Raw genomic sequence first — 24,334 nt, forward strand, 5'->3', positions numbered from 1 at the left:
CGGTGGTGGTGACGTCGGTCACGCGCCGTTCAGCCGTCGGTCGATTGTGGAACGGCCGGCGTGGTGATCGGCGCCGACGCGCCAGTGGGGTCCTGCTGTCCGTTGACGGTCGCCCGGACGCGGATGGTGTCGTACGCCGCCGGCACCGGATCCGTCGTGGTGAACGGCTCGCCCGACACCGGGTCCGTGTCGGTGCACAGCCCCGAGGCGCCACCGATGCAGTAGCTGACGTCGTAGCCGCTGGGCGCGAGCCGACCGTCGTTGTCCGGGGCGTTCACGACGGGCGCCTGGCCCTGCACGGCGCTCGCGATGGTCGCACGCGTGGTGAAGGGCTGGACGGACACGGGGCCGCTCGTGCTGCAGTAGTCGTCCGACGCCGTCGCGCAGGCCACCAACCGGATGGCCGCCTGGTCACCGTACCCGGTGCCGGTCGACCACGTGTCCCCGGTCAGCGGCACCGCCGAGCCACCGTTCACGGTGTAGGCGTAGTGGTCCACGCGACTGCTGGCCGAGGACACCCCGCTGATCCGGATCTGCCAGTTCGGCGAGGTCGGGTCCACCTGCTCGACGTCGACGCTGCCCGTCGGCGTCGCCGGCGGCGCGTAGCTCGTGACGCTCGTCGGGGCGCTGGCGCTGCAGAAACGGCCGTTGTCGGCGTACGCGACGTACTGGTAGTCGCCGTCGCCGCTGATCGTGTCGGTGTCGGTGGCTCCGAACGTCGCACCAGCTCCCGTCGGCGGGCAACCGGACGGGATCGCGGCGCCCGGATCGAACCGGGCGATCGTCAGGCGCGTGGCCGTGCCTCCGGCCCAGTCGGCCTCCGCGGAGGACAGCCGCACCGTGGTCCGTCCTTGGCCGTCGGGGCTGCCCGTGGCCGAGAGCGACGGGGTTGCCGGCTGACCGACGGCCGTCGCGGCGGCGGACGTCCGCTCGTTCCAGTCCGCGGTCGAGAGGACGAGGGCCGCGTTCCGCGCCGACACGGTGGCGGTGTACTGGCCGCCCGGCTGCAGGCCGTCGAACGAGGTGGACGTGGTCGCCGCGCCGACCGTCTGCGCCTGCGTGCCGGACGGCCCCTCGAGGGTGACGACGTAGTTCGCGACCGCGGACCCCGTGCCCGGTCGTGGGACGGCCGCCCACTGCACGATGAGCCGACGTGGCGTCTCCTTGGCTGGCGTGACCGTCACCGAGGCCGGGGCCGCCGGGATGAAGTCGTCGCTCATCACGGCGCTCGCCCCGGACGGCTTCGAGCTGCCGGCCGCGTTCACCGCGGTGACGGTGAACGTGTACCGCTCCTGCGGATCGAGGTCGGTGAGCGTGCAGACGGTGCTCGCACCGCAGTCGTGCGTCGCGGTGCGGCCACCCGAGGTCCGGCTGGTCACGCGGTAGTCCGAGATGGCGGCGTTGTTGGCCGCCGGTGCGTTCCAGGCGAGCGACAACGACCCACCCTGGTACGTCCCCGTCCTGGTGGGCACGGAGGGCTGCTCCGGGACGTCCTGGACCGACACGGTGACGTCGCCCCAGACGTACCGGTCGCGGTCGTTCGTCGCGTCCGCGACCTCGTACTGCAGGTGGGTGTCGACGGGGCGAGCGGACGCGGCCACCCGGACCGTCAGGCGCGCACGGTCGGCGCTCGGGGTGATCGACACGCCCGCGGGGACGCCGCCGGACAGTCCGCGGATCGCGACCACCCGCAGGGGCCGACCGGGGAACGGGTTGGTCGCGGCGTCGTTCGCCAGGACGTCGACGTCGGCGGTCTGTCCACGCTTGACGACGGCGCGGTCCGCGGCCGGCTGCACGAGCGGACGGGTCGACGCCACGACCTCCACCGCGATCGTGCCGCTGCGACCCGCCGCACTCCGGTCGGCGACGCCGACGCCGACGGACGCCGTCGAGCCCTTGGTCGCGTCGTCGTCGACCGCGAGCGTCATCCGCTGCCCGCTGATCGTCGCCGTGACGCCGCTGGCGGGGCGGCTCACGACGTCGTAGCGCAGCTCACCGAGGTCCTTCGGGTAGGGGTAGTCCGTCAGCCTCGTGAGGTCCACCGTCCGGCGGTCACCCGGCTGCAGCTCGATCGTGCTCCCGGTGAACGACGGCGGCTGGTTGGTGCGCGGGGTCACCTTGATCGGCAGGACGAGCGTCGCCACGCGGCCCTTGCCTCCGTTCGCGTCGGAACCGTCGGTGACCTCGAACGAGATCGAGGCGTTCCCGTAGTAGAGCTTGGCGGAGGTGAACGACAGGGTGGTCGGGTCGACGACGAGGTCGGCCCCGTTCGCATGGGTCGCCTTGACGGTGCTCGGGTCGGTCACGTGCGCGACGGCGCCGTTGGCCGTCACCACGTACTTCGACAGCGGGATCTGGACCGTCGACTCGCTTCGCACCGTGATCGCCGGGGCGGTGCGGTCGATCTGCGGCAGCGCGTCGTCGAGTCCGGGCACGTGCACGAACGCGTACGAGACGACGTCCGGATGGTCGCGACGCGCGACGGAGAACGGGATGATCCGGGACCGGGCCGTCACCGGGACCACGATCCGGCCCGACCGCGTGACCCGCGCGCCGTCCGCGTAGCCGCGGACGAGCCCGACGCGGAGGTCCGCGGTCGAGCCCTCGGCGAAGAACGTGTTCGCGAGGACGTCGACGGAGACCGCCTTGCGATGGAGGATGTCGACGAGGTCGAGGGTGGAGTCCGAGACCTCCGGCCGGAGCGGTGCGGCGTCCCGGTCGACGGTGACGATGAGGAAGGCCGTGCTCGCACCGCCGTCGTCGTTCGCGACGGTGTAGAGGACCGCGAAGTCGCCGCGTCGGGCCGACGGCGGGGGCGTGACCTTGACCTCCTGGTGCCGCAACACACGGGCCTCGAGACCGGGACCGTTCGGCTCGGCTCGCGTGACCCGCAGGTCACCGCCGTCCGGATCGGAGTCGTTCTCGAGGACCCGGACGGTCACGCTGCCGCCCGGCCGGATGGTGACGTGGTCCGCCTGGGCGACCGGGTTCGACGCCTGGTCCGCCCGCGGCGCGATGCCGACGCGGATGGTCCCGGTCGCACGGGCGCCCAGGGCGTCGACCACCGTGTAGGTGAACTGGTCCGTCCCTGCGGAGTAGTCCCCCGCCGCGTAGTCGAGCGTGGACGCGGTGACGTCGCTGACGGAGCCCTTGTCCGGATTCGACGCGACTCCGACGAGCTGGACGGAGTCGCCGTCCGGGTCGATCCCCGACAACGGCACGGTCACCCGCACCGTCTGCCCCGCCACCGCCCGGGCCGTGATCGTGTCCGGGACCGGTGCGGCGTTCGTGGCGGCGTCCCGCTCGCGCACGGCGATCGAGACGACGGCGTCCGCGTGTTGGCCGTCCGGTCCGTCCACGCGGTACACCGCCGTGTAGTTGCCAGGGGTGTCGGGGGCGAGGTACCGGAGGGTGTCTCCCGACACGAACAGCAGACCGGCACCGGCCGGCAGGTTCTGCACCAGGTCCGGCTCGAGCGTCAACGGCTCTCCGTACGGCTGCGTGTCGTTCGCGAGCACGTCGATCGTCGCCACGTCGCCGACGCGGACGGTCGCGCTGTCGGGCTGGGCGACGGGTGGTTGGACGTGGTCCGGCTCGGGGACCTCGATGACGGTCACCGTGCCGGTGCTCGACGCGAGCCCGTTGGTCTCGGTGTAGGTGAAGGTCACGGGCCCGGAGAGCGGAGCGATCAGCGTCACCCGGACGGTGTGCTGGTCGAGCACGGTGGCCTGCACGCCGCTGCCGCCGTCGACCCCGCTGAGTCCCGTGACGAGCAGGACGCCCCCCGCCGGGTCGATGTCGGTGGCCGTGACGTCCGTGTCCTTCGTGGAGAGCGTGTCCACGAAGACCGTCTTCGGCGTCGTGATGGGCGCGGTCGAGGCGTCCGGCGCCGCCTCGACGGTGACGCGGACGACTCCGGTGGCGGTCTTGGTGCCGTCGGTCACGGTGTAGGCGAGCAGGTGGTCGCCCGGTACGGCGCTCGACACGACGAAGGTGCCCGCGTCGTAGCTCGGCGTCAGCGTGGTCCTGGCCACCACCGGGACGCTGGTCAGGGTCACCGTGCCGTTGCCGCCGCGCACGTGGTCGAGCGGGTGCACCGTCAGGGGCTCACCCGCGTACGCCTGCACCGCGAACGAATCCGCGGACAGGGGCGCCTTGCCCTGTGCGTCCACGTCGACCGTGAGGGTCCCCCGTCCTTGCAGGCGCCCGTCGCTCACGACCAGCTGCACGGTGCGCTCGCCGGTGCGACCGGAGTGGTCGGTCACGTCCACGACCCCGTCGGGCGTCGTGGTCACGGTGTCGCCGTCCGGCGCGGAGGCAGAGGCCAGGTAGACGGGGTCGCCGTCGGGGTCGACCCAGTCCGACAGCACGTTCGTCGAGACCGTGCCGGCACGGACGACGACGGCGTGGGTGTCGCGGACCTGCACGGGAGCGCCGTTCTGCGCGGGGGTCTTCACGGTGACGCTCACGGTCGCCGAGGCGGTGCCGCCGTTGCCGTCGCTGATCTCGTAGCGGAAGCGGACCGTGCCCGTCGCTCGCGGCGACAGGGTGATCTGGAGCTGTTGCCGCTCGTCGATGCGGGCGACTGTCCCCGTCGTACGATCGATGCTGCCGAGGTCCTCGATGACGATCGGGTCCCCGTTGGGGTCGTAGTCGTTGAGGAGCACCGGCAGGACCGTCGTCCGGCCCGGCCGCGCACCGAGGACGTCGTCGGTGGCGACAGGCGGCTTCTGCTCGGTGTCCGCGGTCGCGTCGTCGGACGAGGCCTGTCGTTGCTGCCGGTCGTCCTGCTTCTGGATCAGGTCGCCCCAGTTGTCGATGAGCTGCCCGCTCCGGTCGATCGCCCAGGTGCGCCCGGACTCCGGGTCGTTGGCCACGACCGTGTCGCCGTTGTGCTGCACGGTGAGTGCCGCCCCCGACGGCACCGCGTCGAGTCGTTGCACGGCTCGACCGTCGCACGTGTCCACGGCCTGGCCCCCGCTCCACGCGCCGAACGTGCACGAGCCGTCGACGTAGGGGCGCGCGGGCGTGCCGGAGACGCCGAGGCGCACCGCCGTCACCCCGCCCGAGGGTGAGACCCGCAGGAGCCCGGCAGCACTCGCCACGGTCACCGCGGTTCCGGACGACGAGGACCGTTGGAGGGTCGCCCGACCGCTCACCCGGTCGCCGAGAGCGACGCGCCGGCCGTCGATCGCGAGCACGGAACTCGTGCGGTCCAACACGGCCAGGTGGTCGCCCACCACCGCGGTCTGGAGGTCGTGCTTCCGGGACATCGCGACGTCGAACGTCCGTCGGACGCTCAGGGACGTCCCCACCGCGACGAGCGACGCGGTGCCGGTGCGTGGCGAGTAGACGGCCACGTCCGAGTCATCGGCATCGAACACGGCGTCGGCACCGAGGGTGAGGTCGGCCTTCGTGGCGGTGTCGAACGCACCGATCGCGTCGGCGGGGGTCGCCCACAACTGCCCGGTGTCACCGTTGCCGATCACCCCCGTGCCGCCGGCCAGGAACACCTGCGGGGACCCCGAGGGCAACGTGACCGGATCCCCGAGGGTGGCGTCGGCGACGTCCACCCGCGTGAGCGTGCCCTTCGTCTCGTCGACACTCCACACCCGGTGGCCTCGCTGCACCACCGCGAGGGTGTCCGAGGCGGCCGCGACCGCCGTGTTGAGCTGGAGCACGCCGGTGTTCGCGCGGCCGACCGCTCCGTACTGTCCGCTCGGGACCCACACGGTCCCGTCGCCGAGGTCCACCCGCTGCGTGTGGTAGCCGCTCGAAACGATCGCGGTGGTGGCGACGACGACCATCACCACGAACGCGACGATCGTGGTGATGAGCACCGAGCGGTGCCGTCGCAGTACGACGCGCAGCACCTAGTCGTCCCCGATGGTGACGCACTTCTGGGCGCTCTGGTCGCCGTTCTTGCCGTCCCGGTTGACCGCGACGGCGACGCATTCCTCGTCGCCCCGCTTGCCCGAGACGACGAAGCTCCGCCCGGTCTGCTGGCTCGTGCCGCCGTTCGAACTGATGACGTACGTGTCACCGGCGCGTGTGCCCGGGTCACCCCAGCGGAACGTGACGGTCGTGCCGACGGTCGTCGCCCGGATGTCCGACACGGTCGGGATCGATCCCGAGCCGGTCCGGGTCAGCACCAGCGTCGCCGACACGGCGACCACGGCGACCACGACGGCGGCCAGGGCCGCCCACAGCAGGGTCGACCGCGACCGCCGGCCGACCCGGGCCGTCGACGCGCTGCGGTGCACCGTGCCGACGCTCCGGGACGCCGTGGTCGTGAGCCCGCCGCGCGGGGACTGCCGCGCACGGCGCCGACGGCCACCGGCGACCGGCGCGGCGACGTTGCGGAGCATGGTGCGGTCCGTGGCGTCACCGACCGACGCCATCGCCCAGTTCTCGACCTCGACCTCGGCCGGGGTCTCCGGGAGACCGAGTTCTGCCTCCACCTGTTGGAGTCCGCGGACGAACTCGATCGCCGTCGCGGGCCGCTGTTCCGGGCGTCGGGACATCGCCGCGGCGAGGAGCCGCTCGAGCGACGGGGGGACGTCGGGCCGCCCGGTCGGCTTCGGCGTGCCCTTGTCGATGCGGCCCATGAGGTCGTCCGCACCGTTCGCGCCACCAGGTACCTCGAAGGGGCTCCGGCCGGCGAGCAACGAGTACACCGTCGCGGCGAGCGAGTAGACCTCGGACTGCACCGAACCGCGGGACTCGTCCATGAGCACCTCCGGCGCGGACCAGGGGATCGACATCCCGATCGGTTCGTCCGGGTCGGCCTCGCCGATGGAAGCGGCGATACCGAAGTCCGACAGCACCGGGCTGCCGTACGCGGTGCGGAGGATGTTGGAGGGCTTGACGTCGCGGTGCAGGACGCCCTCGCGGTGCGCGGTCTCGAGGGCGGACCCGACGCGGACACCGATCGCGAGGACCTCGGACACCGGGACCGGGTCCCGACGGTAGCGCTCGCTCAACGACGCCGAGCAGAGCTCCATCACGAGGTACGGCCGACCGTCGGCCGCCACGCTGGCCTGGAGCACCGTCAGGATCGACGGGTGGGTGCTGAGCCGCGCCATGAGGTTCGCCTCGGACTGGAACGACTGCCGCACCCGGTCGTCGACGACCTCGTCGAGGAGGACCTTGACCGCGACCTGGCGACGCGGCATGTTCTGCTCGTACAGGAACACGTCGGCGAACCCGCCCGATCCCAGGACGTGCACGTACGTGAAGCCGGGGAGCACGGGTGGCGTGGACGGCAGGCGGCGGGCCATGACCTCTCCTTACGACCACGTGCTCCGAGCGCGACCGCGATCCGGCCCGCAACCCCTCGATTCTACGGAGCGGTCCCGGCGTCGTCGGTCGGTCTGTGGACAACTGCACGGCGTCGGCACCCCAGTTCGGGGGTGGTGACGGACCTCAGGCGGACCGGTGGCGGGGCAGGGTGTCCTCGACGTCGTCGGCGTGCGGCGCGGCGTCGACCTGCAGGACCACGACCGTCACGTTGTCGCGGCCACCGGCGACGATCGCGTCACCCACCAGGCGCTCGGCGAGCTGCTGCGGGTCGTCCACCTTCGCCGCGATCCGGGAGATCCCCACGTCGCCGATCTCCTTCGTGAGACCGTCGGAGCAGATGATGTAGCGGTCACCCGCGTGCAGCGGCAGCGTCCAGAAGTCGGGCTCCGGCGTCTCGCCGAACCCGACCGCGCGCGTGATGACGTTGCTGTCCGGGTGGGACTCGGCGTCCTCGGCGCGGAGCAGCCCGGCATCCACCATCTCCTGGACCACCGAGTGGTCGACGGTCACCCGTCGCATCGCGCCGTTCTCGACGCGGTAGGTCCGCGAGTCCCCGACGTTGAACACGAGCGCCGCGGGGACGCCCCCTGCCGCGATGATCGCGACGCCCGTCACGGTGGTGCCGGCACCGATCGCGTTGCCCCCGGCCGCGCGCTCGATGTCCGAGGTCGCGCGCACGAGCGCGGCCTGGATCGCGTCCTCCGAGGCGAAGACGTCGCGGAGCGCACCGAGACGACGGACCACCGCGTCGCTCGCCCGGTCCCCCGCGAGGTGGCCGCCCATGCCGTCCGCCACGACGAAGAACGGCGACTCGACGAGGTAGCTGTCCTCGTTGTGGTCGCGACGCCGACCGACGTCGGTCGCGGCCCCCCACGAGAGCGTGAGGGCACCGCCGTCCGCACCGGGCAGGGCCAGGGAGTGCGCCGACGTCGGTCGGCCGAGTTCCGTCACGGGTGGGTCGCTCTCAGTCGTGGTGTCGTGGGATCGGTGGGAGGTCGAGGGGGTCACCGGCCAGACCGCCGCGGGTCGCTTCCGGGATGCGGAGGTGACGGGACAGGATCTCGACGGTGTTGCCGTCCCCGATGTCCACCACCGTACCGGTGAGCACGACGATCGCGGCACCGGAGGGCATGCGGAACGGACGGGCACCGGGGGCACGCACGACCGTGCCGTTCGTGGACGCGAGGTCCTCCACGACGACGGCGGTTCCCTCAGCGCGGACGGCGAGGTGCGAGCCCGAGACCTCACCGTGCCGGGAGGGCACGGTGACGAGCAGCGGCCGTGCGGTGAGCGGCACCCGCGGTGGTGCGGGACGACGACCGATGACCACCGGCCGGTCGAGCCGGACGACCTGTTCGCCGACCCGGATCGCCGGGACGCGCCCGGACTCGACGCCGTCGGTGCCCGGATGCGGCGACCCGGTCGTGGTCGACCCTGCCGTGGGCCGCGCCGGACCGCCGTCGTCACGGGCGTGCCGCACGTGGGGATGCGGCGGGGACGGCCGCGTCACCGGACGTCCGAGGATGGTGTCGTCGTCCTCGCCCATGTCCACCTCCCCGGATCGGTCGTTCCACCGTAGTCGACCGTGCTCCCCTGCCCGCGAGGGGCGGCACTCGTCACACTGTCGCGGGTTCGAGAGTCTCCGCCACGAGGTCCCATCCGTCGGACGTCCGATCGAGCCCGATCCCGACCGTCCGACCCCAGTCGGCGAGGTCCGACATGGACCCCGGCTCGATCTGAGCCCGACCGAGTGCGGAGACGAGCCGGCCCTTCGCGGTCTTGTTCCAGTGGTTCAGCGCGCGGCGACGGCCGTCCGTCCCCTCCGACACGACGCGGAGCCGGACCGATCCGGACACCGGCCCGAGCGCACGGTACCCCTCGGAACGGAGGTCGAGCACGACGCCGTCGACTCCGCGCGATCCGAGCGCCCGCGCGGTCGACCCGGGCCACACGCTCCCCAGGCGGAGGTTCCCCAGCCGCGCGTCGTGGGACAGGCGGTAGGCCGGGATCGGATCACCAGCCGCGATGGGACCGAACATCGCGGACTGCACGATCACGTGTCGGTGCCACCACTCGCGGACCGCCGGCGGCGCGGAGGACGCGTCGAGTGGGTCGTACAGGACACCCGTGTACCGCTCCACGGCCGGGAGGGTCGGCGCACCCTCCAGGGAGAGGTTGCGGAGACGCTCCCCCACGGATCGCGGACCGAGTCGCAGCGCGTACCGCGCCGACTCGTCGTCAGAACTGACGGAGCGGGCCGCGGCGATCACCGCGACCCGCTCACTGGTCAGTTCCGGGAACGACAGCGCACCGAGGTCGAAGGGGCGCGTGTCGTCACCGCCCTCCCGCTTGGTCTCCGACGGCGGGAGGAGGATCGTCAGTCCGCTCAGGCCCGTCCTCCGGTGGACGCGAGGGCGGCCTGGCGCGCCACGATCGTGACGGTGTCGTGTTCGACCGACAGGAAGCCGTCTTCGGCGTCCGCGTGGACGGTGCTCCCGTCGGCGCGCGAGATCCGCACCTGCCCCTGCGCGAGGATGGCGAGCATGGGCTCGTGCCCCGCGAGGACACCGATCTGCCCCTCGGTCGTCCGGGCCACGACCATGGTGGCGTCGCCCGTCCAGACCTCTTGGTCGGCCGACACGACGCTCACGGTGAGACCGGCCATGATCAGCGGTTCTCCTTCTGGATCTGCGCCCACTTCTCCTCGACGTCGGAGATCGCACCGACGTTGAAGAACGCCTGCACGGCGACGTGGTCGAACTCGCCGTCCGCGATGGCGCGGAACGACTCGATCGTGTCCTTGAGCGGGACGGTGGAGCCCTCGACGCCCGTGAACTTCTTCGCCATGTAGGTGTTCTGCGAGAGGAACTGCTGGATCCGACGAGCACGCTCGACGGTGATCTTGTCCTCTTCGGAGAGCTCGTCCACACCGAGGATCGCGATGATCTCCTGCAGCTCCTTGTTCTTCTGGAGGATCTGCTTGACGCGGGTCGCGGTCTCGTAGTGGTCCTGGCCCAGGTAGCGCGGGTCGAGGATGCGCGAGGTCGACGCGAGCGGGTCGACCGCCGGGTACAGGCCCTGCGACGCGATCTCACGCGAGAGCTCCGTCGTCGCGTCGAGGTGTGCGAACGTCGTGGCCGGCGCCGGGTCGGTGTAGTCGTCGGCCGGCACGTAGATCGCCTGGAGCGAGGTGATCGAATGGCCCCGCGTCGAGGTGATGCGCTCCTGGAGCACACCCATCTCGTCGGCGAGGTTCGGCTGGTAGCCCACCGCGGACGGCATGCGACCGAGCAGCGTCGAGACCTCGGAGCCCGCCTGCGTGAAGCGGAAGATGTTGTCGATGAACAGCAGCACGTCCTGCCGCTGGACGTCGCGGAAGTACTCGGCCATGGTCAGGGCCGACAGCGCCACGCGGAGGCGCGTTCCCGGCGGCTCGTCCATCTGGCCGAACACCAGGGCGGTCTTGTCGAAGACCCCGGCCTCGTCCATCTCGCCGATGAGGTCGTTGCCCTCACGGGTGCGCTCACCGACGCCTGCGAACACCGACACACCGCCGTGGTCCTGGGCGACGCGCTGGATCATCTCCTGGATGAGGACGGTCTTGCCGACACCCGCACCACCGAACAGGCCGATCTTGCCACCCTGCACGTACGGGGTGAGGAGGTCGATGACCTTGATGCCCGTCTCGAACATCGTGGTCTTCGACTCGAGCTGGTCGAACGCCGGGGCCTTGCGGTGGATGGGCCAGCGCTCGGTGATCTCGATGTGCTCACCGGGCTGGGCGTTGAGGATGTTCCCCGTGACGTCGAACACCTTGCCCTTGGTGACGTCACCGACCGGCACCGAGATCGGCGCACCGGTGTCGCGGACCTCCTGGCCGCGGACGAGGCCGTCCGTCGGCTTGAGGGCGATCGCGCGCACCAGGTCGTCGCCGAGGTGCTGGGCGACCTCGAGCGTGATCTCCTGCTGGTTCTCGCCGAGCGTGATCGTCGTGTGGAGCGCGTTGTAGATGTCGGGGATCGCGTCGTGCGGGAACTCGATGTCGACGACGGGGCCCGTGACGCGGGCGATCCGGCCGACGCCGGGTGCCGACGACGACTCGACCGCGATGGTGGCGGTGTCGGTCATGGCTGGTGCCTTCCTGGGGGTGGTTTCTGACCCTGGTGGGGTTACTTCTTGGTGCCGGAGAGCGCGTCGGCACCGCCGACGATCTCGGAGATCTGCTGCGTGATCTCGGCCTGACGCGCGTTGTTCGCGAGCCGCGTGAAGTCGCGGATCAGCGAGTCCGCGTTGTCACTGGCGGACTTCATCGCGCGCTGGCGAGCAGCGTGCTCCGAGGCGGCGGACTGCAGCATCGCGTTGAAGATGCGGCTTTCGATGTAGACGGGCAACAGGGCGTCGAGGACTGCGTCCGCGTCCGGCTCGAACTCGTACAGCGGGAGCGGAGCGTCGTCCGCCGGAGCGTCGACTCCCTCGACCACCTCGAGCGGCAGCAGTCGCACGACCTGCGGCTCCTGGGTCACGAGGCTCACGAACCGGTTGAACACGATGTGGATCTCGTCCACACCGCCCTCGGACGTCTCCTGCAGGAACTTGCCGACGACCGCGTCGCCGATCTGCTTGGCCGTCGAGAAGGACGGCTGGTCCGTCCCGCCGATCCACTGCCGCTCCGAGTCACGCTGGCGGAACGAGAAGTACCCGACCGACTTCCGGCCCACGAGGTAGTAGACGACGTCCTTGCCCTCGCTGCGCAGCAGCGACGCGAGCTCCTCGGTCTGCTTCAGCACGTTCGAGCTGAACGCGCCGTTCAGCCCGCGGTCCGACGTGAACACGACGATCGCGGCACGCGTCGAGCTGGCCGGTTCGGTCGTCAGCACGTGCTCGACGTTCGAGAAGGTGGCCACGGCGGACACGGCACGCGTCACGGCCCGCGAGTACGGGCCGGACGCGGCCATGCGGGCCTGCGCCTTCTGGATCCGCGACGCGGAGATCAGCTCCATGGCGCGGGTGACCTTCTTGGTCGTCTGCGCCGAGCGGATGCGCTGCCGGTAGACCCGGAGTTGTGCTCCCATTGCTGTCCGTTCTTGTTCGGGAGGTGGAGTTCGTCAGGACGCGCGGACCCGGAGGTCAGCGGCGTCCGCGGACGATCTGCTCCTGATCGACGTCGTCGGCGTCCGCAGCGGCGAACTGCTCGTTCCCGACCGAGGCGAGCGTCTTGCCCTCGCCCGTCTGGAACCCCTTCTTGAAGTCGTCGATCGCGGCACCGAGCGCCGAGATCGTGTCGTCGTCGAGGACGTTCGTCTCGCGCAGCGTGTCGAGGATCGACGTGTTGCGCTTCAGGTGGTCGAGCAACTCGGCCTCGAACCGGAGGACGTCCGACACCGGGACCTCGTCGAGCTTGCCGTTGGTGCCGGCCCAGATCGAGACGACCTGGTCCTCGACGGGGTACGGCGAGTACTGCGGCTGCTTGAGGAGCTCGGTGAGCCGGGCTCCGCGGTCGAGCTGACGACGCGAGGCCTGGTCGAGGTCCGAAGCGAACATCGCGAAGGCCTCGAGCGCCCGGTACTGGGCGAGTTCGAGCTTGAGCGTCCCGGAGACCTTCTTGATCGACTTGACCTGGGCGTCGCCCCCGACGCGCGACACCGAGATGCCCACGTCGACCGCCGGACGCTGGTTCGCGTTGAACAGGTCCGACTGCAGGAAGATCTGCCCGTCCGTGATCGAGATCACGTTCGTCGGGATGTAGGCCGAGACGTCGTTGGCACGGGTTTCGATGATGGGCAGGCCCGTCATCGAACCGGCACCGAGCTCGTCGGACAGCTTCGCGCAACGCTCGAGGAGCCGGGAGTGCAGGTAGAAGACGTCACCCGGGTAGGCCTCGCGCCCCGGCGGACGACGGAGGAGGAGGGACACCGCGCGGTAGGCCTCGGCCTGCTTCGACAGGTCGTCGAAGATGATGAGGACGTGCTTGCCGCCGTACATCCAGTGCTGACCGATGGCCGAGCCGGTGTACGGGGCGAGGTACTTGAAGCCCGCGGGGTCGGAGGCGGGGGCGGCGACGATGGTGGTGTACTCCATCGCGCCGGCGTCCTCGAGCGCACCCTTGACGGAGGCGATCGTCGAACCCTTCTGGCCGATCGCGACGTAGATGCAGCGCACCTGCTTGTCGACGTCGCCGGACTCCCAGTTGGCCTTCTGGTTGATGATCGTGTCGATCGCGATGGCCGTCTTGCCGGTCTGGCGGTCGCCGATGATGAGCTGACGCTGACCGCGGCCGATCGGGATCATGGCGTCGATGGCCTTGATGCCGGTCTGCATCGGCTCGTGCACCGACTTGCGGGCCATGACGCCCGGAGCCTGGAGCTCGAGGGCGCGGCGGCCCTCCGACGCGATCTCGCCGAGGCCGTCGAGCGGCGTGCCGAGCGGGTCCACGACGCGCCCGAGGTACCCGTCGCCGACGGGGACGGAGAGCACCTCGCCGGTGCGGGTGACTTCCTGGCCCTCTTCGACGCCGGCGAACTCGCCGAGCACGATGACGCCGATCTCGTCCTCGTCGAGGTTCTGCGCGAGGCCGAGCGTGCCGTCCGCGAAGCGGATCAGCTCGTTGGCCATGACGCCGGGGAGGCCCTCGACGTGGGCGATGCCGTCGGCTGCGTCGATCACGTGACCGACCTCGGCCGTGGAGGCCTTCGTCGGCTCGTAGTTCGAGACGAAGTCCTTCAGGGCATCACGGATCTCATCGGGGCTGATGGTGATGTCTGCCATGGGGATATTCCTTGTTGGTTTTCGAGACCGGTGGCCCCGAGGTGTGTGTGCCCGTTCGAGTCGGACCTCGACGGCCCCACCCTGGTTCATCTCGGACGCGTTGCTGCTGACCGTGTGGTGTCGAGGGTACGTCCTGCCCCCGACCTCGTGCTCAACCGGCGAACTCGAGGCGCAACTGCTGGAGCCGCGTGTTGACGGTGCCGTCGATGACGTCGCCGCCGACCTGGACCCGGATGCCGCCGACGACGGTGGGGTCCACGACCTCGTTCAAGTTGATCGTGCGCCCGTACCGGTTGGCGAGCGTCCGGCCGAGGCGATCCCGCTGCTCGTGCTCGAGCGGTGCGGCGCTGATCACCACGGCGACGACCTGGTCCGCCTCCGCGGCGACGATGTCGGACGCGGCCCGCACGATCTCACCGATCCGGCGACCGCGCGGCTGCTGCACGAGGGCCGACAGGATCGCGATGGTCTGCGCCGAGGCCTTGCCGTCGAGCAGTCGCTCCACCAGTGCCGCCTTCTGCTCGGGGCTCCCGAGCTTCGTGCCGAGTGCGAGCTCGAGGTCGGCATCGGAACGGACGGCGGTCTCGAACGTGAAGAGCTCGCGCTCGATCGACGTCTCGGGTCCGGCACTGCGCGCGAGAGCGCGGATGCCCGCGTCCTCGATGCCCGCGAGGAGGTCCCGGTGCGACGACCACCGCTCCGCGACGACCGCCGAGAGCACCGCGCGGACCGCGTCCGAGCGCGACGCGAACACCCGCTGGACGAGCGCACGCTTGCCGTCGGCGTCCGCCGTGGCGTCGCCGAACACACCGAGGAGCTGGGGAGCGCCGGCGATGGTCCGGCCCGCCGAGAGGATCTCGACACCGGCGGACAGGTCCGCGGCGTCTCCGAGCTCCGCGAGGGTCTCGCGGACGGCCTCGAGTGCGGTCCTGGTGGCGCTGCGCATCCTCAGTGCTCCGTTCCGGCCTCGGACCGCGCGGACGACGCCTCGAGGTCGGCGAGGAACCGATCGACCACCGCAGCGGCCTTCGCGTCGTCCTTGAGGGACTCGCCGATGACACCGGACGCGAGGTCGATCGCGAGCGACCCGACCTCGGAGCGCAGCGACTGCACGGCGCTCGCACGCTCGGCCTCGATCTGGGCCTGCGCGTTCGCGGTGATACGCGCGGCGTCGGCCGCGGCCTGCTCGCGGACCTCGTTGCCGATCGCGGTCGCGTCGGCACGGGCCTGCTCACGGATGCGCGCGGCCTCGGCACGGGCGTCGGCGAGCTGCTTGTTGTACTCGTCGAGCGCGGCGACGGCCTGCTGCTGGGCTGCCTCGGCCTTCTTGATGCCGCCCTCGATGGCCTCCGTGCGCTCGTCGAGCATCTTCGTGATGCGCGGCGTGACGACACGCCAGAACACGATGAAGATGATGATGAACGCGACGAGCGACCAGAGGATGTCATACGTCTCGGGGAGGAGCGGGTTGTGCGTCTCCCCGGCCGCGGTAATCAGTGCGTTCTGCATCGGGAGCCTTACGCGAAGATGTAGTACGTGGCGATGCCGATGAAGGCGAGCGCCTCGGTGAAGGCGATACCGATGTACATCAGGGTCGTCAGGCGGCCCTGGAGCTCGGGCTGGCGGGCGACCGACTCGATCGTCTTGCCCACCACGATGCCGACGCCGATGGCCGGGCCGATCGCCGCGAGGCCGTAGCCAACCGTCGCGATGTTGCCGTTGATTGCCGCGAGAACGGTCGTTGCGTCCACGTGTTTTCCTTCCTGGGGGTCGGTCCCGGCGGACGCCGGGACCGGAGTGAGGTTCGTTAGTGCTCGTCAGCCAGCGCGAGCTGGATGTACACAGCGGTGAGGAGCATGAAGACGTAGGCCTGGAGGAGCGCCACCAGGATCTCGAAGAAGCTGAACGCGATCCCGAACGCGAGCGTCCCGATCCCGAAGACCTTGAACAGGCCGTGCGACTCCGTGAAGAAGAACCAGGTCGCCGAGAAGAACAGGACGAGCAGGAGGTGCCCGACGACCATGTTCATGAGGAGTCGCAGCGTGAGCGTGATCGGCCGGAGCACGAACGTCGAGACGAACTCGATCGGCGTCACGATGATGTACAGGTACCAGGGCACACCGGGCGGGAACAGCGAGTTCCGGAGGAACGTCCCGGCGTGCTTCCGGAGTCCGGCGTAGATGAACGCGATGTAGGCGATCACCGCGAGCAATGCCGGCATCGCGATGCGGCTGGTGCCCTGCAGGTTGAGACCCGGGATGAGTCCGCTGAGGTTCATGAACAGCACGCCGAAGAAGATCGAGGCGAGCAGCGGCAGGTAACGCCGACCCTCGCGCTCGCCCAGGTTGTCGAACGCGTTGCGCCGCACGACGTCGAAGCCGTACTCGATCATCGCCTGCCCACGGTTCGGGACGAGCTTGAGCGCCCGGGTCCCGGCGAAGGCGAACACGATCAGCACAGCGACCGCGATGAACCGGATGATGACGAGCCGGTCGATCTCGATCGGGGTCCCCGCGAAGAAGATCGGGTCGGGGAAGAACTCGTTGATCGAGGGACCCTGGAACGTCGCGGCGTCACTGCTCCCCGCCGCGACGGTCGAACCCGCAGCGGTGAGGGACAGGGGAAGAGCGTGGGATAGCAGCGCTGTCTCCTGTGTCGAGCGCGCAATGAGCACGCGGAGGTGGACTGAGTGGAGGCGATCCGATCGGAGCAACGGGGCTCGGCGACACGGACTTCCAGAAGCCTATCAGGTGTGGGAGCCTTCTCGGTCTCTCAGGCGCGAGGGTCCGACCGGCCGTCGCGGTCTCCCGGTAGCGGCACGTCGATGGGCACACGAGCGCGCGCGACCGCCGAGACGTCGATGACGAGGCTCCCGACGATGCCGACGATGATCGCGACCGCCATGACGACGCGGTCCACCCAGTCCTGGTCCCGCAGGACGGCGAGGATCACCACGAACAGGATGAACTTGACGAGCCAGGTGCCCATCACGATGCCGAAGAAGGCACCGCTGATCATCTGCCCGCGGGAGACCCGGAGCGCGACGAGCACGCTCGCGGCCGTCAGGCCCAGGAACACCACGCTCATCACGGCGCCGACGAGACCACCGGCCAGGCCGGGACCACCCGCGACGAGGAGCCCGACGACGCCGCCGACGACGGCGAGGACGACCGCGAGCACGGCTCCCTGGACGAGGATCCGGCGGAAGACCGGGCGGACGTGGTCGAGCGCGTTCGGCGCGGGGGTGCTCATCAGCGGGACTCTCCGGTGGTCGGTCGGCGCGGCGCTGGCGCCGCGTCCGGGATGGTGCGGGCGCCGTCGCGGCGGGACGCGGCGCGGTCGAGGGGATCGAGGGCCGGGTCGACCGGGACCTCGCCACCCGCCGCGCTCTGGGCGACGATCTCGGCGCGTTTCCTGCCGAGGGGCGCGAACGTGACGACGGCGCACACGAGGAAACCGACCGTCACGAACGCGAGCACCCAGTACCAGGGCAGGAACAGGAACAGCAGGCCCCCGACGGCCACGACGGCGGTCCAGCCGTAGAAGATGAGCACCGCGTGGAAGTGCGAGTGTCCCATGTCGAGCAGCCGGTGGTGGAGGTGCTTGCGGTCGGCCGAGAACGGGGACTTCCCCGCGCTCACCCGGCGGAACACCGCGAGTCCGAAGTCGAGCATGGGCACGACGAGGATCGCGAACGGCAGCAGGATCGGGATGAACACCGGGAGCAGCTGCGTCCGCGTGTGCACCGCCGCGGGGTCGATGTTGCCCGTGAGCGACACCGCGCTCGTCGCCATGAGGAACCCGACGAGCAGCGCTCCGGCGTCACCCATGAACAGCTTGGCGGGATGCCAGTTGAGCAGCAGGAAGCCGAAGCAGGCACCGACGAGGACCGCGGTCAGGAGGGACGGCAGGTTGAAGAAGAACTCGGTCTGGACGACGATGCGGTTCACGAAGAAGCTGTACAGGAAGAACACGCCGCCGCCGATGATCGCGACGCCCGCGACCAGCCCGTCGAGACCGTCGATGAAGTTGACGGCGTTCATGACGAGGACCACCGCGAGCACCGTGAAGATGAGCGACATGTAGCTCGAGCCGACCGTGAGCGAGTTGCCGATCGGGAGCGACACGATCGCGACGCCCTGCCAGGCGAGGATGCCCGCCGCGATGATCTGGCCGGCGAGCTTCGTCATCCAGTCGAGGTCCCAGATGTCGTCGGCGACCCCGAGCACGACGATGATCGTGGCGCCCGCCAGGACCGCCAGGACACGACCGGGCTCGGCGAACACGAGCCGGAAGTAGTCGACGCCCGCGATGTGCGGGAACACGAACCACGCGCACAGCAGCGACACGATGATCCCGAGGAACATCGCGATCCCGCCGAGGCGCGGGGTCGGCGTCCGGTGCACGTCACGCTCGCGGACCTTCGGGTACCACCGGTACCGCATCCCGAGCTTCCACACGACCCAGCTCAGCCCGAAGCTCACGGCGGCCGCGATGGCGCCGGCGAGCAGGTAGTACCTCATGTGACGAGGTCGCCACCGGCGACGCGCTCGATCTCGGCGTCGGGGATCACCCCGTGCCGGACGATGCGGAGCCCGCCCCCGGTCGCGAGACCGGTCGCGTCGACGATGGTCGAGCCGGTCGAGGCCGCGACGCCCTCGTGCGGGGCGAGCCGGCCACCGTCCAGGTACACCGCGACGCTGTCCCCGAGCATGGCCTCGGCCTCGTCGACGTCCATCGCGGCGGGCACGCCCGTGGCGTTGGCGCTCGACACCGCGAGCGGACCGACCTCGTGCAGGAGCTCGAGCGCGATGCGCTGGTCCGGCATGCGCAACGCGACGGTGCCCCGGGTCTCGCCGAGGTCCCAGTCGAGCGACGGCTGCGCCGGGAGGATGACCGTGAGGCCGCCCGGCCAGAACTCCGCGACGAGGTCACGCACGACCTCCGGGACCTCGGCTGCGAGGGCGTCGAGCGTGGCGATCCCCGGGATGAGGACGGGTGGCGGCGACTGCCGCGTGCGGCCCTTGGCGTCGAGCAGGCGCTGCACGGCCTTCGCCGAGAAGGCGTCGGCCGCGAGACCGTAGACGGTGTCGGTGGGGACGACGACGAGCTCCCCGCGACCGAGCGCGGCCCGTGCGAGCCGCATGCCGGTCAGGAGTCCGTCAGCATCGGAGCAGTCGTGTCGGGAGGCCATGGCCCGCCCATGATAGTGCGGGAGGATGGAGGCATCGTGGACCACCAACACCCTGTCTCCGGCGCGTCCTCGCACGCGACCGCCCCGGCACCGTCGCTCCTGTTCCTGTTCGACATGGACGACGTCCTCTACCGGTACGACTGGCGCACCCGCATGGCGGGCATGACGGCGCTCACCGGGCACGACCTCGACGAGCTGCGCCGACGGTGGTGGAACGACGAGGGTGAGTGGCGGGCCGAGGCAGGACACTGGCCGGACGGCGACTCGTACCTCGCGGCGCTCGAGACCGCGCTCGGGTGCCGCGTCCCCGAGCAGGAGTGGTCACGGATCCGCGGCTCGGCGATGACCCCGATCCCCCGCGCCCTCGACGCCGTCCGGATCGCCGCCCAGGCCGGGCGCGTCGCGCTGCTCACGAACAACGGCCCTCTCGCGGCCCGGCACATCGCGCGTTGGGCACCCGAACTGCCCGCGCTGTTCGGCGAGCACCTGAACACCTCGAGCGACTTCGGTGCCCGCAAGCCCGACCCCGAGGTCTTCCGCAGCGCCCTCCGTCACCACGGCGTGCCCGCCGTCCGCACGTTCTTCGCCGACGACCGGGTCGAGAACGTCGAGGGCGCGCGGCACGTCGGCATCACGGCCGTCCACGTCACGCCCGAGACGGACCTCGTCGCCGCCGTCGCCGCGTTCGTCGCCGGGCACGGCCGGCGGGGAGGCCCGGAGCAGCAGGACTAACGGGTCGCGGTGGTCGTGCGGTCCCGCCCGGTGAGGTCCTGGTGGGTCTCCGGACGCCGGAACCCCTCGGCAGCGAGCACGTCGCGCACCGCCGCCCCCTGGTGCTCCGCGTGTTCGACGACGAGTGCGCCGCCGGACACGAGCAACCGGCGGGCCGTCCGGGCGAGCGCACGGACGGCGTCGAGACCGTCCGGGCCTCCGTAGAGCGCGACCGCCGGGTCGTGGTCCCGGACCTCGGGATCACGAGGCACGGCGTCGTCCGGCACGTAGGGCGGGTTCGACACGACGACGTGCACGGTCCCGTCGAGGTCGGGCACCGCGTCGGCGAGGTCGCCCTCGACGAGCCGGACCGCCCCGCCGTGGGCGTCGATGTTCCGACGCGTCCAGGGCAGCGCCTCGGGTGACCGCTCGACGGCGACGACCCGGGCGGTCGGGACCTCGGTGGCGACCGCGAGGGCGATGGCGCCGCTCCCCGACCCGAGGTCGACCACGACGGGCTCCGCGACGGCCGTGGCCCGCACCGCGTCGATCGCGAACTGCGCGACGGACTCGGTCTCCGGACGGGGCACGAACACCCCCGGGCCGACCGCGAGCGTCAGCGCACGGAAGTGGGCCTCGCCCGTGATGTGCTGCAGCGGTTCGCGGGTCCGTCGACGCGCCACGGCCAGCCGGAAGGCCGCGACGTGCGCCGGCTGGACGAGACCGCCGGTGACCGCGCGGGCGAGCACCGCCCCGCGCGACGTCGTGGTCGCCCACGCGAGCAGCAGCTCGGCGTCGACGTCCGGGGACGGCACACCGGCCGCGGCCAACGCGGCCGCCGCTTCCCGGAGGAGGCGATCCGCCGGGAACGCGCCGTCGGCCTCGGTCGACTGCCGGGCCTCCCCGTCGGAGCGCCCGCCCGGGGTGCTCACGCCGTCTGGTCCCCGATGTCGGCCAGGCGCGCCTCCTCGTCCATGCGGATGCAGGACTCGATCACGGGCTCGAGGGCGCCGTCCATGACCCGGTCGAGGTCGTACGACTTGTACCCGGTGCGGTGGTCCGCGATCCGGTTCTCGGGGAAGTTGTACGTCCGGATGCGCTCGGAGCGGTCCATGCCGCGGATCTGCGACCGACGGGCGTCGGAGGCCGCGGCGTCGAGTTCCTCCTGCTGCCGCGCGAGGATCCGCGCGCGGAGGACGCGCATGGCGGCCTCGCGGTTCTGCAGCTGCGACTTCTCGTTCTGCATCGACACGACGATGCCCGTCGGCAGGTGCGTGATGCGGACCGCGGAGTCCGTCGTGTTCACGGACTGACCGCCGGGGCCGGAGGACCGGTACACGTCGATCTTGAGGTCGTTCTGGTTGATCTCGACCTCTTCGGGCTCGTCGACCTCGGGGAACACGAGCACCCCGGTCGTCGACGTGTGGATGCGGCCCTGCGACTCGGTCGCCGGCACGCGCTGCACGCGGTGCACGCCGCCCTCGTACTTGAGGTGCGCCCAGACGCCCTGGGACGGGTCCGTCGCGTTCGACTTGATCGCCACCTGGACGTCCTTGAACCCACCGAGGTCGGACTCGGTGCGTTCGAGGAGCTCCGTCTTCCAGCCCTTGGACTCGGCGTAATGGGTGTACATGCGCAGGAGGTCGGCCGCGAACAGCGCGCTCTCGGCGCCGCCCTCGCCGCCCTTGATCTCCATGATGACGTCACGGCCGTCGTCCGGGTCGCGCGGGATGAGGAGCCGCCGCAGACGCTCCTGCGTCGCCTGCAGGTGCTCCTCGAGCGCGGGGACCTCCTCGGCGAACGCGTCGTCCTCGCGCGCGAGCTCGCGGGCGGCGGCGAGGTCCTCCCCCGCCGCCTCCCACGCCTCGTACGCCGACGTGATCTGGCTGAGCTCCGCGTACCGACGGTTGATCTTCTTGGCCCTGGCCGCGTCCGCGTGGACGGCGGGATCCGACAGCTGACGCGTCAGGTCCTCGTGTTCGGCCAGCAGCACCGCCACCGACTCGAACACCCGTTACTCCTGGTGGCCGTTGTGGCCGCTCGTCGCGGGCACCGACTTCTGGACCTGGACGAGGAACTCGACGTTCGACTGCGTCTCACGCAGGTTCCGCAGCACGATCTCGAGCGCCTGCTGCGGATCGAGACCGGCGAGCGCCCGACGGAGCCGCCAGGTGATCTTGACCTCGTCGTTCGAGAGCAGCATCTCCTCGCGACGCGTGCCCGACGCGTTCACGTCGACCGCAGGGAAGATCCGCTTGTCCGCCAGGTGGCGGTTCAGCCGGAGCTCCATGTTGCCGGTGCCCTTGAACTCCTCGAAGATCACCTCGTCCATCTTCGACCCCGTCTCGACGAGCGCGGTGGCGAGGATGGTGAGCGAGCCGCCGTTCTCGATGTTCCGTGCCGCGCCGAAGAACCGCTTGGGCGGGTACAGCGCCGACGAGTCGACACCGCCGGAGAGGATCCGGCCCGACGCCGGGGTCGCGAGGTTGTACGCGCGGCCGAGGCGGGTGATCGAGTCGAGCAGCACGACGACGTCGTGACCGAGCTCCACGAGCCGCTTCGCCCGCTCGATGGCGAGCTCGGCGACGGTCGTGTGGTCCTCGGCGGGACGGTCGAACGTCGAGGCGATGACCTCGCCCTTGACCGTGCGCTGCATGTCGGTGACCTCTTCGGGACGCTCGTCGACGAGCACGACCATGAGGTGGACCTCGGGGTTGTTCTTCGAGATGGCGTTCGCGATGGCCTGCAGCGCGACCGTCTTACCGGCCTTCGGCGGCGAGACGATGAGGCCGCGCTGGCCCTTGCCGATCGGCGACACGAGGTCGATGATCCGGGTCGAGAGCTTGCCCGGCTCGGTCTCGAGGCGCAGGCGCTCCTGCGGGTAGAGCGGGGTGAGGTCCCCGAACTCGACCCGCGCGGCGGCCTCGTCGACCGTCTGGCCGTTCACGGAGTCGACCTTGACGAGCGCGTTGTACTTCTGGCGGCCCTGGTGGTCGTTCTCGCGCGGCTGCTTGATCGCGCCCACGACGGCGTCGCCCTTGCGCAGGTGGTACTTCTTCACCTGTCCGAGGGACACGTACACGTCGCTCGGCCCGGCGAGGTACCCCGTGGTCCGCACGAACGCGTAGTTGTCGAGGACGTCGAGGATGCCCGCGATCGGGATGAGGACGTCGTCCTCGGTGATCTCCGGCTCGAAGTCGTCGCCCTGACCGCCGCGCCCGCGCTTGCGGTCGCGCTGGCGTCGGGAGCGGGACTCCTCCTGCTGCTGCTCCTGCTGGCTGCCGCGACCGTTGCCGCCCTGGCCCTTGGCCTGGTCGCGCTGGCCGTTCTGCTGCCCCTGGTCACCCTGGGAACGGGCCTGCTCCTGCTGGCCCCGGCCCTGCTGCTGCTCCGCACCCCGGCCGACACCGTTCTGGCCGCCACCGTTCTGGCCGGCACCGTTCTGGCCGCCACCGTTCTGGCCGGCCGCGTTCTGGCCGGCGGTGTTCTGGGCCGCGCCGTTCTGGCCCGCCGTCGTGCCGCCGTTCTGCGCGTCGGCATTCTGGCCGCCACCGTTCTGGCCCTCTGCGCCGTTGCGGTCACGGTTGCGCCCACGACCACGGCTGCGGCGACCGCGGCGTTCGCCCTGCCCCTCACCCTGACCGTCGGCCTGAGCGTCGGCGCCGGCCTGTTCCGACGGCTGGCGGTCGGTGCCCTGCGGCTCAGCCGGCGAGCCGGTGCCGCCCTGCTCGACGATGTCGGCGGTGTCGGCCTCCACCGCGGATCCGGCGTCGGCCGGGGCGGTCGTCGTCGGGGCCTCGGTCCCAGCGGCCGGGTCCTGGCTGGTGGCACGGCGGCGACGCCGCGGCGTGCCCTCCTGCTGGGCGTCGCGCTCCGCGCGGACGGCGTCGAGTCCGGCGAGGAGGTCCTCGGTGCCGGTGTGGCCGGCGTTGGCGTGGGTGCCGGCGGGCGTGGGCTCGGTCGAGACCGTGCCGCCGCTCGTGGCTCGACGCGACCGCCCGCGACCGGTGGCGACGGCACCGGCCGGGGCGAGGTCGGCGCTGTCCGTGACCTCGGCGCCCGCGTCGTGGTGCTCGTGGCGGGCCGGCGCGGCGGTCTCGGAGACGGCGGCGGCCTCGCTGCCGGTGGCCGACTCGGGCTCGCCCGTCGGGTGCACCTCGGTCGGTGCCGACTCGGCGCGCTTGTCCTCGATCGCGGCAATGAGGTCGCCCTTGCGGAGCTTGGAGAGGCCGCCGATGCCGAGGCCGGCGGCGATGCGCTGGAGCTCCGGGAGGCGGAGTGCCCGCAGGTCGGCTGTGGTGTCCGCCGCGGAGCCCGCAGCGGTGGTGACGTCGGTCAAGATGGATTTCCTTTCGGACCGCA

Annotated in this window: 20 protein-coding genes; 1 reads left to right on the forward strand and 19 read right to left on the reverse strand. The window is 71.1% G+C overall.

The window, feature by feature from the left end; all coding sequences use genetic code 11:
- Positions 1 to 29 precede the first annotated feature (29 nt).
- The 16 genes from DEI81_RS03890 to DEI81_RS03965 form a co-directional block, all read right to left on the reverse strand.
- Positions 30 to 5,873 carry an Ig-like domain-containing protein gene (locus DEI81_RS03890; RefSeq protein ID WP_111009186.1) on the reverse strand — a complete coding sequence of 1,948 codons (5,844 nt, stop codon included), beginning with the start codon at positions 5,871 to 5,873 and terminating at the stop codon, positions 30 to 32.
- Positions 5,874 to 7,280 carry a serine/threonine-protein kinase gene (locus DEI81_RS03895; RefSeq protein WP_111009187.1) on the reverse strand — a complete coding sequence of 469 codons (1,407 nt, stop codon included), beginning with the start codon at positions 7,278 to 7,280 and terminating at the stop codon, positions 5,874 to 5,876.
- A 145-nt stretch (positions 7,281 to 7,425) separates the two neighbouring features.
- Positions 7,426 to 8,253, reverse strand: a complete 828-nt coding sequence (locus tag DEI81_RS03900) for a PP2C family serine/threonine-protein phosphatase (protein ID WP_111009188.1) — start codon at positions 8,251 to 8,253, stop codon at positions 7,426 to 7,428.
- A gap of 13 nt (positions 8,254 to 8,266) precedes the next feature.
- Positions 8,267 to 8,848, reverse strand: coding sequence for an FHA domain-containing protein (locus tag DEI81_RS03905; RefSeq protein ID WP_111025662.1), 582 nt, complete (start codon positions 8,846 to 8,848; stop codon positions 8,267 to 8,269).
- Between the two features lie 70 nt (positions 8,849 to 8,918).
- The gene (locus DEI81_RS03910) at positions 8,919 to 9,692 is read right to left on the reverse strand and encodes a YaaA family protein (RefSeq protein WP_111009365.1); all 774 of its coding nucleotides are present in this window, start codon (positions 9,690 to 9,692) and stop codon (positions 8,919 to 8,921) included.
- Entirely contained in the window at positions 9,689 to 9,967 is a 279-nt protein-coding gene (locus DEI81_RS03915; RefSeq protein WP_111009190.1) for a F0F1 ATP synthase subunit epsilon, read from the reverse strand. The genes DEI81_RS03910 and DEI81_RS03915 overlap by 4 nt, the downstream gene beginning before the upstream one ends.
- Positions 9,968 to 9,969: 2 nt before the next feature.
- Entirely contained in the window at positions 9,970 to 11,430 is a 1,461-nt protein-coding gene (gene atpD / locus DEI81_RS03920; protein WP_111009191.1) for a F0F1 ATP synthase subunit beta, read from the reverse strand.
- A 41-nt stretch (positions 11,431 to 11,471) separates the two neighbouring features.
- Positions 11,472 to 12,374, reverse strand: a complete 903-nt coding sequence (locus DEI81_RS03925) for a F0F1 ATP synthase subunit gamma (RefSeq protein ID WP_111009192.1) — start codon at positions 12,372 to 12,374, stop codon at positions 11,472 to 11,474.
- A 55-nt stretch (positions 12,375 to 12,429) separates the two neighbouring features.
- A complete protein-coding gene (gene atpA, locus DEI81_RS03930; protein WP_111009193.1) occupies positions 12,430 to 14,067 on the reverse strand; it encodes a F0F1 ATP synthase subunit alpha in 1,638 nt (545 codons plus the stop codon).
- A 151-nt stretch (positions 14,068 to 14,218) separates the two neighbouring features.
- Entirely contained in the window at positions 14,219 to 15,013 is a 795-nt protein-coding gene (locus DEI81_RS03935; protein ID WP_111009194.1) for a F0F1 ATP synthase subunit delta, read from the reverse strand.
- A 2-nt stretch (positions 15,014 to 15,015) separates the two neighbouring features.
- Positions 15,016 to 15,576 (reverse strand): F0F1 ATP synthase subunit B, encoded by a 561-nt coding sequence (locus tag DEI81_RS03940; protein WP_111009195.1) that lies wholly within the window; start codon positions 15,574 to 15,576, stop codon positions 15,016 to 15,018.
- 8 nt (positions 15,577 to 15,584) lie between these two features.
- A complete protein-coding gene (gene atpE, locus DEI81_RS03945; protein WP_092096151.1) occupies positions 15,585 to 15,818 on the reverse strand; it encodes an ATP synthase F0 subunit C in 234 nt (77 codons plus the stop codon).
- Between the two features lie 56 nt (positions 15,819 to 15,874).
- A complete protein-coding gene (gene atpB / locus DEI81_RS03950) occupies positions 15,875 to 16,735 on the reverse strand; it encodes a F0F1 ATP synthase subunit A (RefSeq protein ID WP_111009366.1) in 861 nt (286 codons plus the stop codon).
- A 104-nt stretch (positions 16,736 to 16,839) separates the two neighbouring features.
- A complete protein-coding gene (locus tag DEI81_RS03955) occupies positions 16,840 to 17,319 on the reverse strand; it encodes a hypothetical protein (RefSeq protein WP_111009196.1) in 480 nt (159 codons plus the stop codon).
- Positions 17,319 to 18,590 (reverse strand): MraY family glycosyltransferase, encoded by a 1,272-nt coding sequence (locus DEI81_RS03960; protein ID WP_111009197.1) that lies wholly within the window; start codon positions 18,588 to 18,590, stop codon positions 17,319 to 17,321. The genes DEI81_RS03955 and DEI81_RS03960 overlap by 1 nt, the downstream gene beginning before the upstream one ends.
- Complete coding sequence (locus DEI81_RS03965; protein ID WP_111009198.1) at positions 18,587 to 19,261, reverse strand: L-threonylcarbamoyladenylate synthase; 675 nt, start codon at positions 19,259 to 19,261, stop codon at positions 18,587 to 18,589. Before DEI81_RS03965 ends, DEI81_RS03960 begins: the two co-directional genes overlap by 4 nt.
- Positions 19,262 to 19,297: 36 nt before the next feature.
- Here DEI81_RS03965 and DEI81_RS03970 point away from each other — a divergent pair, with 36 nt between their 5' ends.
- The gene (locus DEI81_RS03970; RefSeq protein ID WP_258368478.1) at positions 19,298 to 19,993 is read left to right on the forward strand and encodes an HAD family phosphatase; all 696 of its coding nucleotides are present in this window, start codon (positions 19,298 to 19,300) and stop codon (positions 19,991 to 19,993) included.
- Here DEI81_RS03970 and prmC read toward each other — a convergent pair.
- The 3 genes from prmC to rho form a co-directional block, all read right to left on the reverse strand.
- Positions 19,990 to 20,802 carry a peptide chain release factor N(5)-glutamine methyltransferase gene (prmC, locus tag DEI81_RS03975; protein WP_258368502.1) on the reverse strand — a complete coding sequence of 271 codons (813 nt, stop codon included), beginning with the start codon at positions 20,800 to 20,802 and terminating at the stop codon, positions 19,990 to 19,992. The two genes, DEI81_RS03970 and prmC, sit on opposite strands and share 4 nt — an antisense overlap.
- Before the next feature lie 98 nt (positions 20,803 to 20,900).
- A complete protein-coding gene (gene prfA / locus DEI81_RS03980) occupies positions 20,901 to 21,983 on the reverse strand; it encodes a peptide chain release factor 1 (RefSeq protein WP_111009201.1) in 1,083 nt (360 codons plus the stop codon).
- 3 nt (positions 21,984 to 21,986) lie between these two features.
- Positions 21,987 to 24,311 carry a transcription termination factor Rho gene (gene rho, locus DEI81_RS03985; RefSeq protein WP_111009202.1) on the reverse strand — a complete coding sequence of 775 codons (2,325 nt, stop codon included), beginning with the start codon at positions 24,309 to 24,311 and terminating at the stop codon, positions 21,987 to 21,989.
- Positions 24,312 to 24,334: the final 23 nt, after the last annotated feature.

Source organism: Curtobacterium sp. MCBD17_013, from assembly GCF_003234565.1.
Lineage (GTDB): Bacteria > Actinomycetota > Actinomycetes > Actinomycetales > Microbacteriaceae > Curtobacterium.

Excerpts from the sequence above, each read along its gene's own strand:
- atpD (WP_111009191.1), bottom strand. The coding sequence starts at position 11,430 with ATGACCGACACCGCCACCATCGCGGTCGAGTCGTCGTCGGCACCCGGC.
- DEI81_RS03925 (WP_111009192.1), bottom strand. The coding sequence starts at position 12,374 with ATGGGAGCACAACTCCGGGTCTACCGGCAGCGCATCCGCTCGGCGCAG.
- DEI81_RS03955 (WP_111009196.1), bottom strand. The coding sequence starts at position 17,319 with ATGAGCACCCCCGCGCCGAACGCGCTCGACCACGTCCGCCCGGTCTTC.
- DEI81_RS03905 (WP_111025662.1), bottom strand. The coding sequence starts at position 8,848 with ATGGGCGAGGACGACGACACCATCCTCGGACGTCCGGTGACGCGGCCG.
- DEI81_RS03965 (WP_111009198.1), bottom strand. The coding sequence starts at position 19,261 with ATGGCCTCCCGACACGACTGCTCCGATGCTGACGGACTCCTGACCGGC.
- DEI81_RS03915 (WP_111009190.1), bottom strand. The coding sequence starts at position 9,967 with ATGGCCGGTCTCACCGTGAGCGTCGTGTCGGCCGACCAAGAGGTCTGG.
- DEI81_RS03940 (WP_111009195.1), bottom strand. The coding sequence starts at position 15,576 with ATGCAGAACGCACTGATTACCGCGGCCGGGGAGACGCACAACCCGCTC.
- DEI81_RS03935 (WP_111009194.1), bottom strand. The coding sequence starts at position 15,013 with ATGCGCAGCGCCACCAGGACCGCACTCGAGGCCGTCCGCGAGACCCTC.
- DEI81_RS03895 (WP_111009187.1), bottom strand. The coding sequence starts at position 7,280 with ATGGCCCGCCGCCTGCCGTCCACGCCACCCGTGCTCCCCGGCTTCACG.
- atpA (WP_111009193.1), bottom strand. The coding sequence starts at position 14,067 with ATGGCAGACATCACCATCAGCCCCGATGAGATCCGTGATGCCCTGAAG.
- DEI81_RS03960 (WP_111009197.1), bottom strand. The coding sequence starts at position 18,590 with ATGAGGTACTACCTGCTCGCCGGCGCCATCGCGGCCGCCGTGAGCTTC.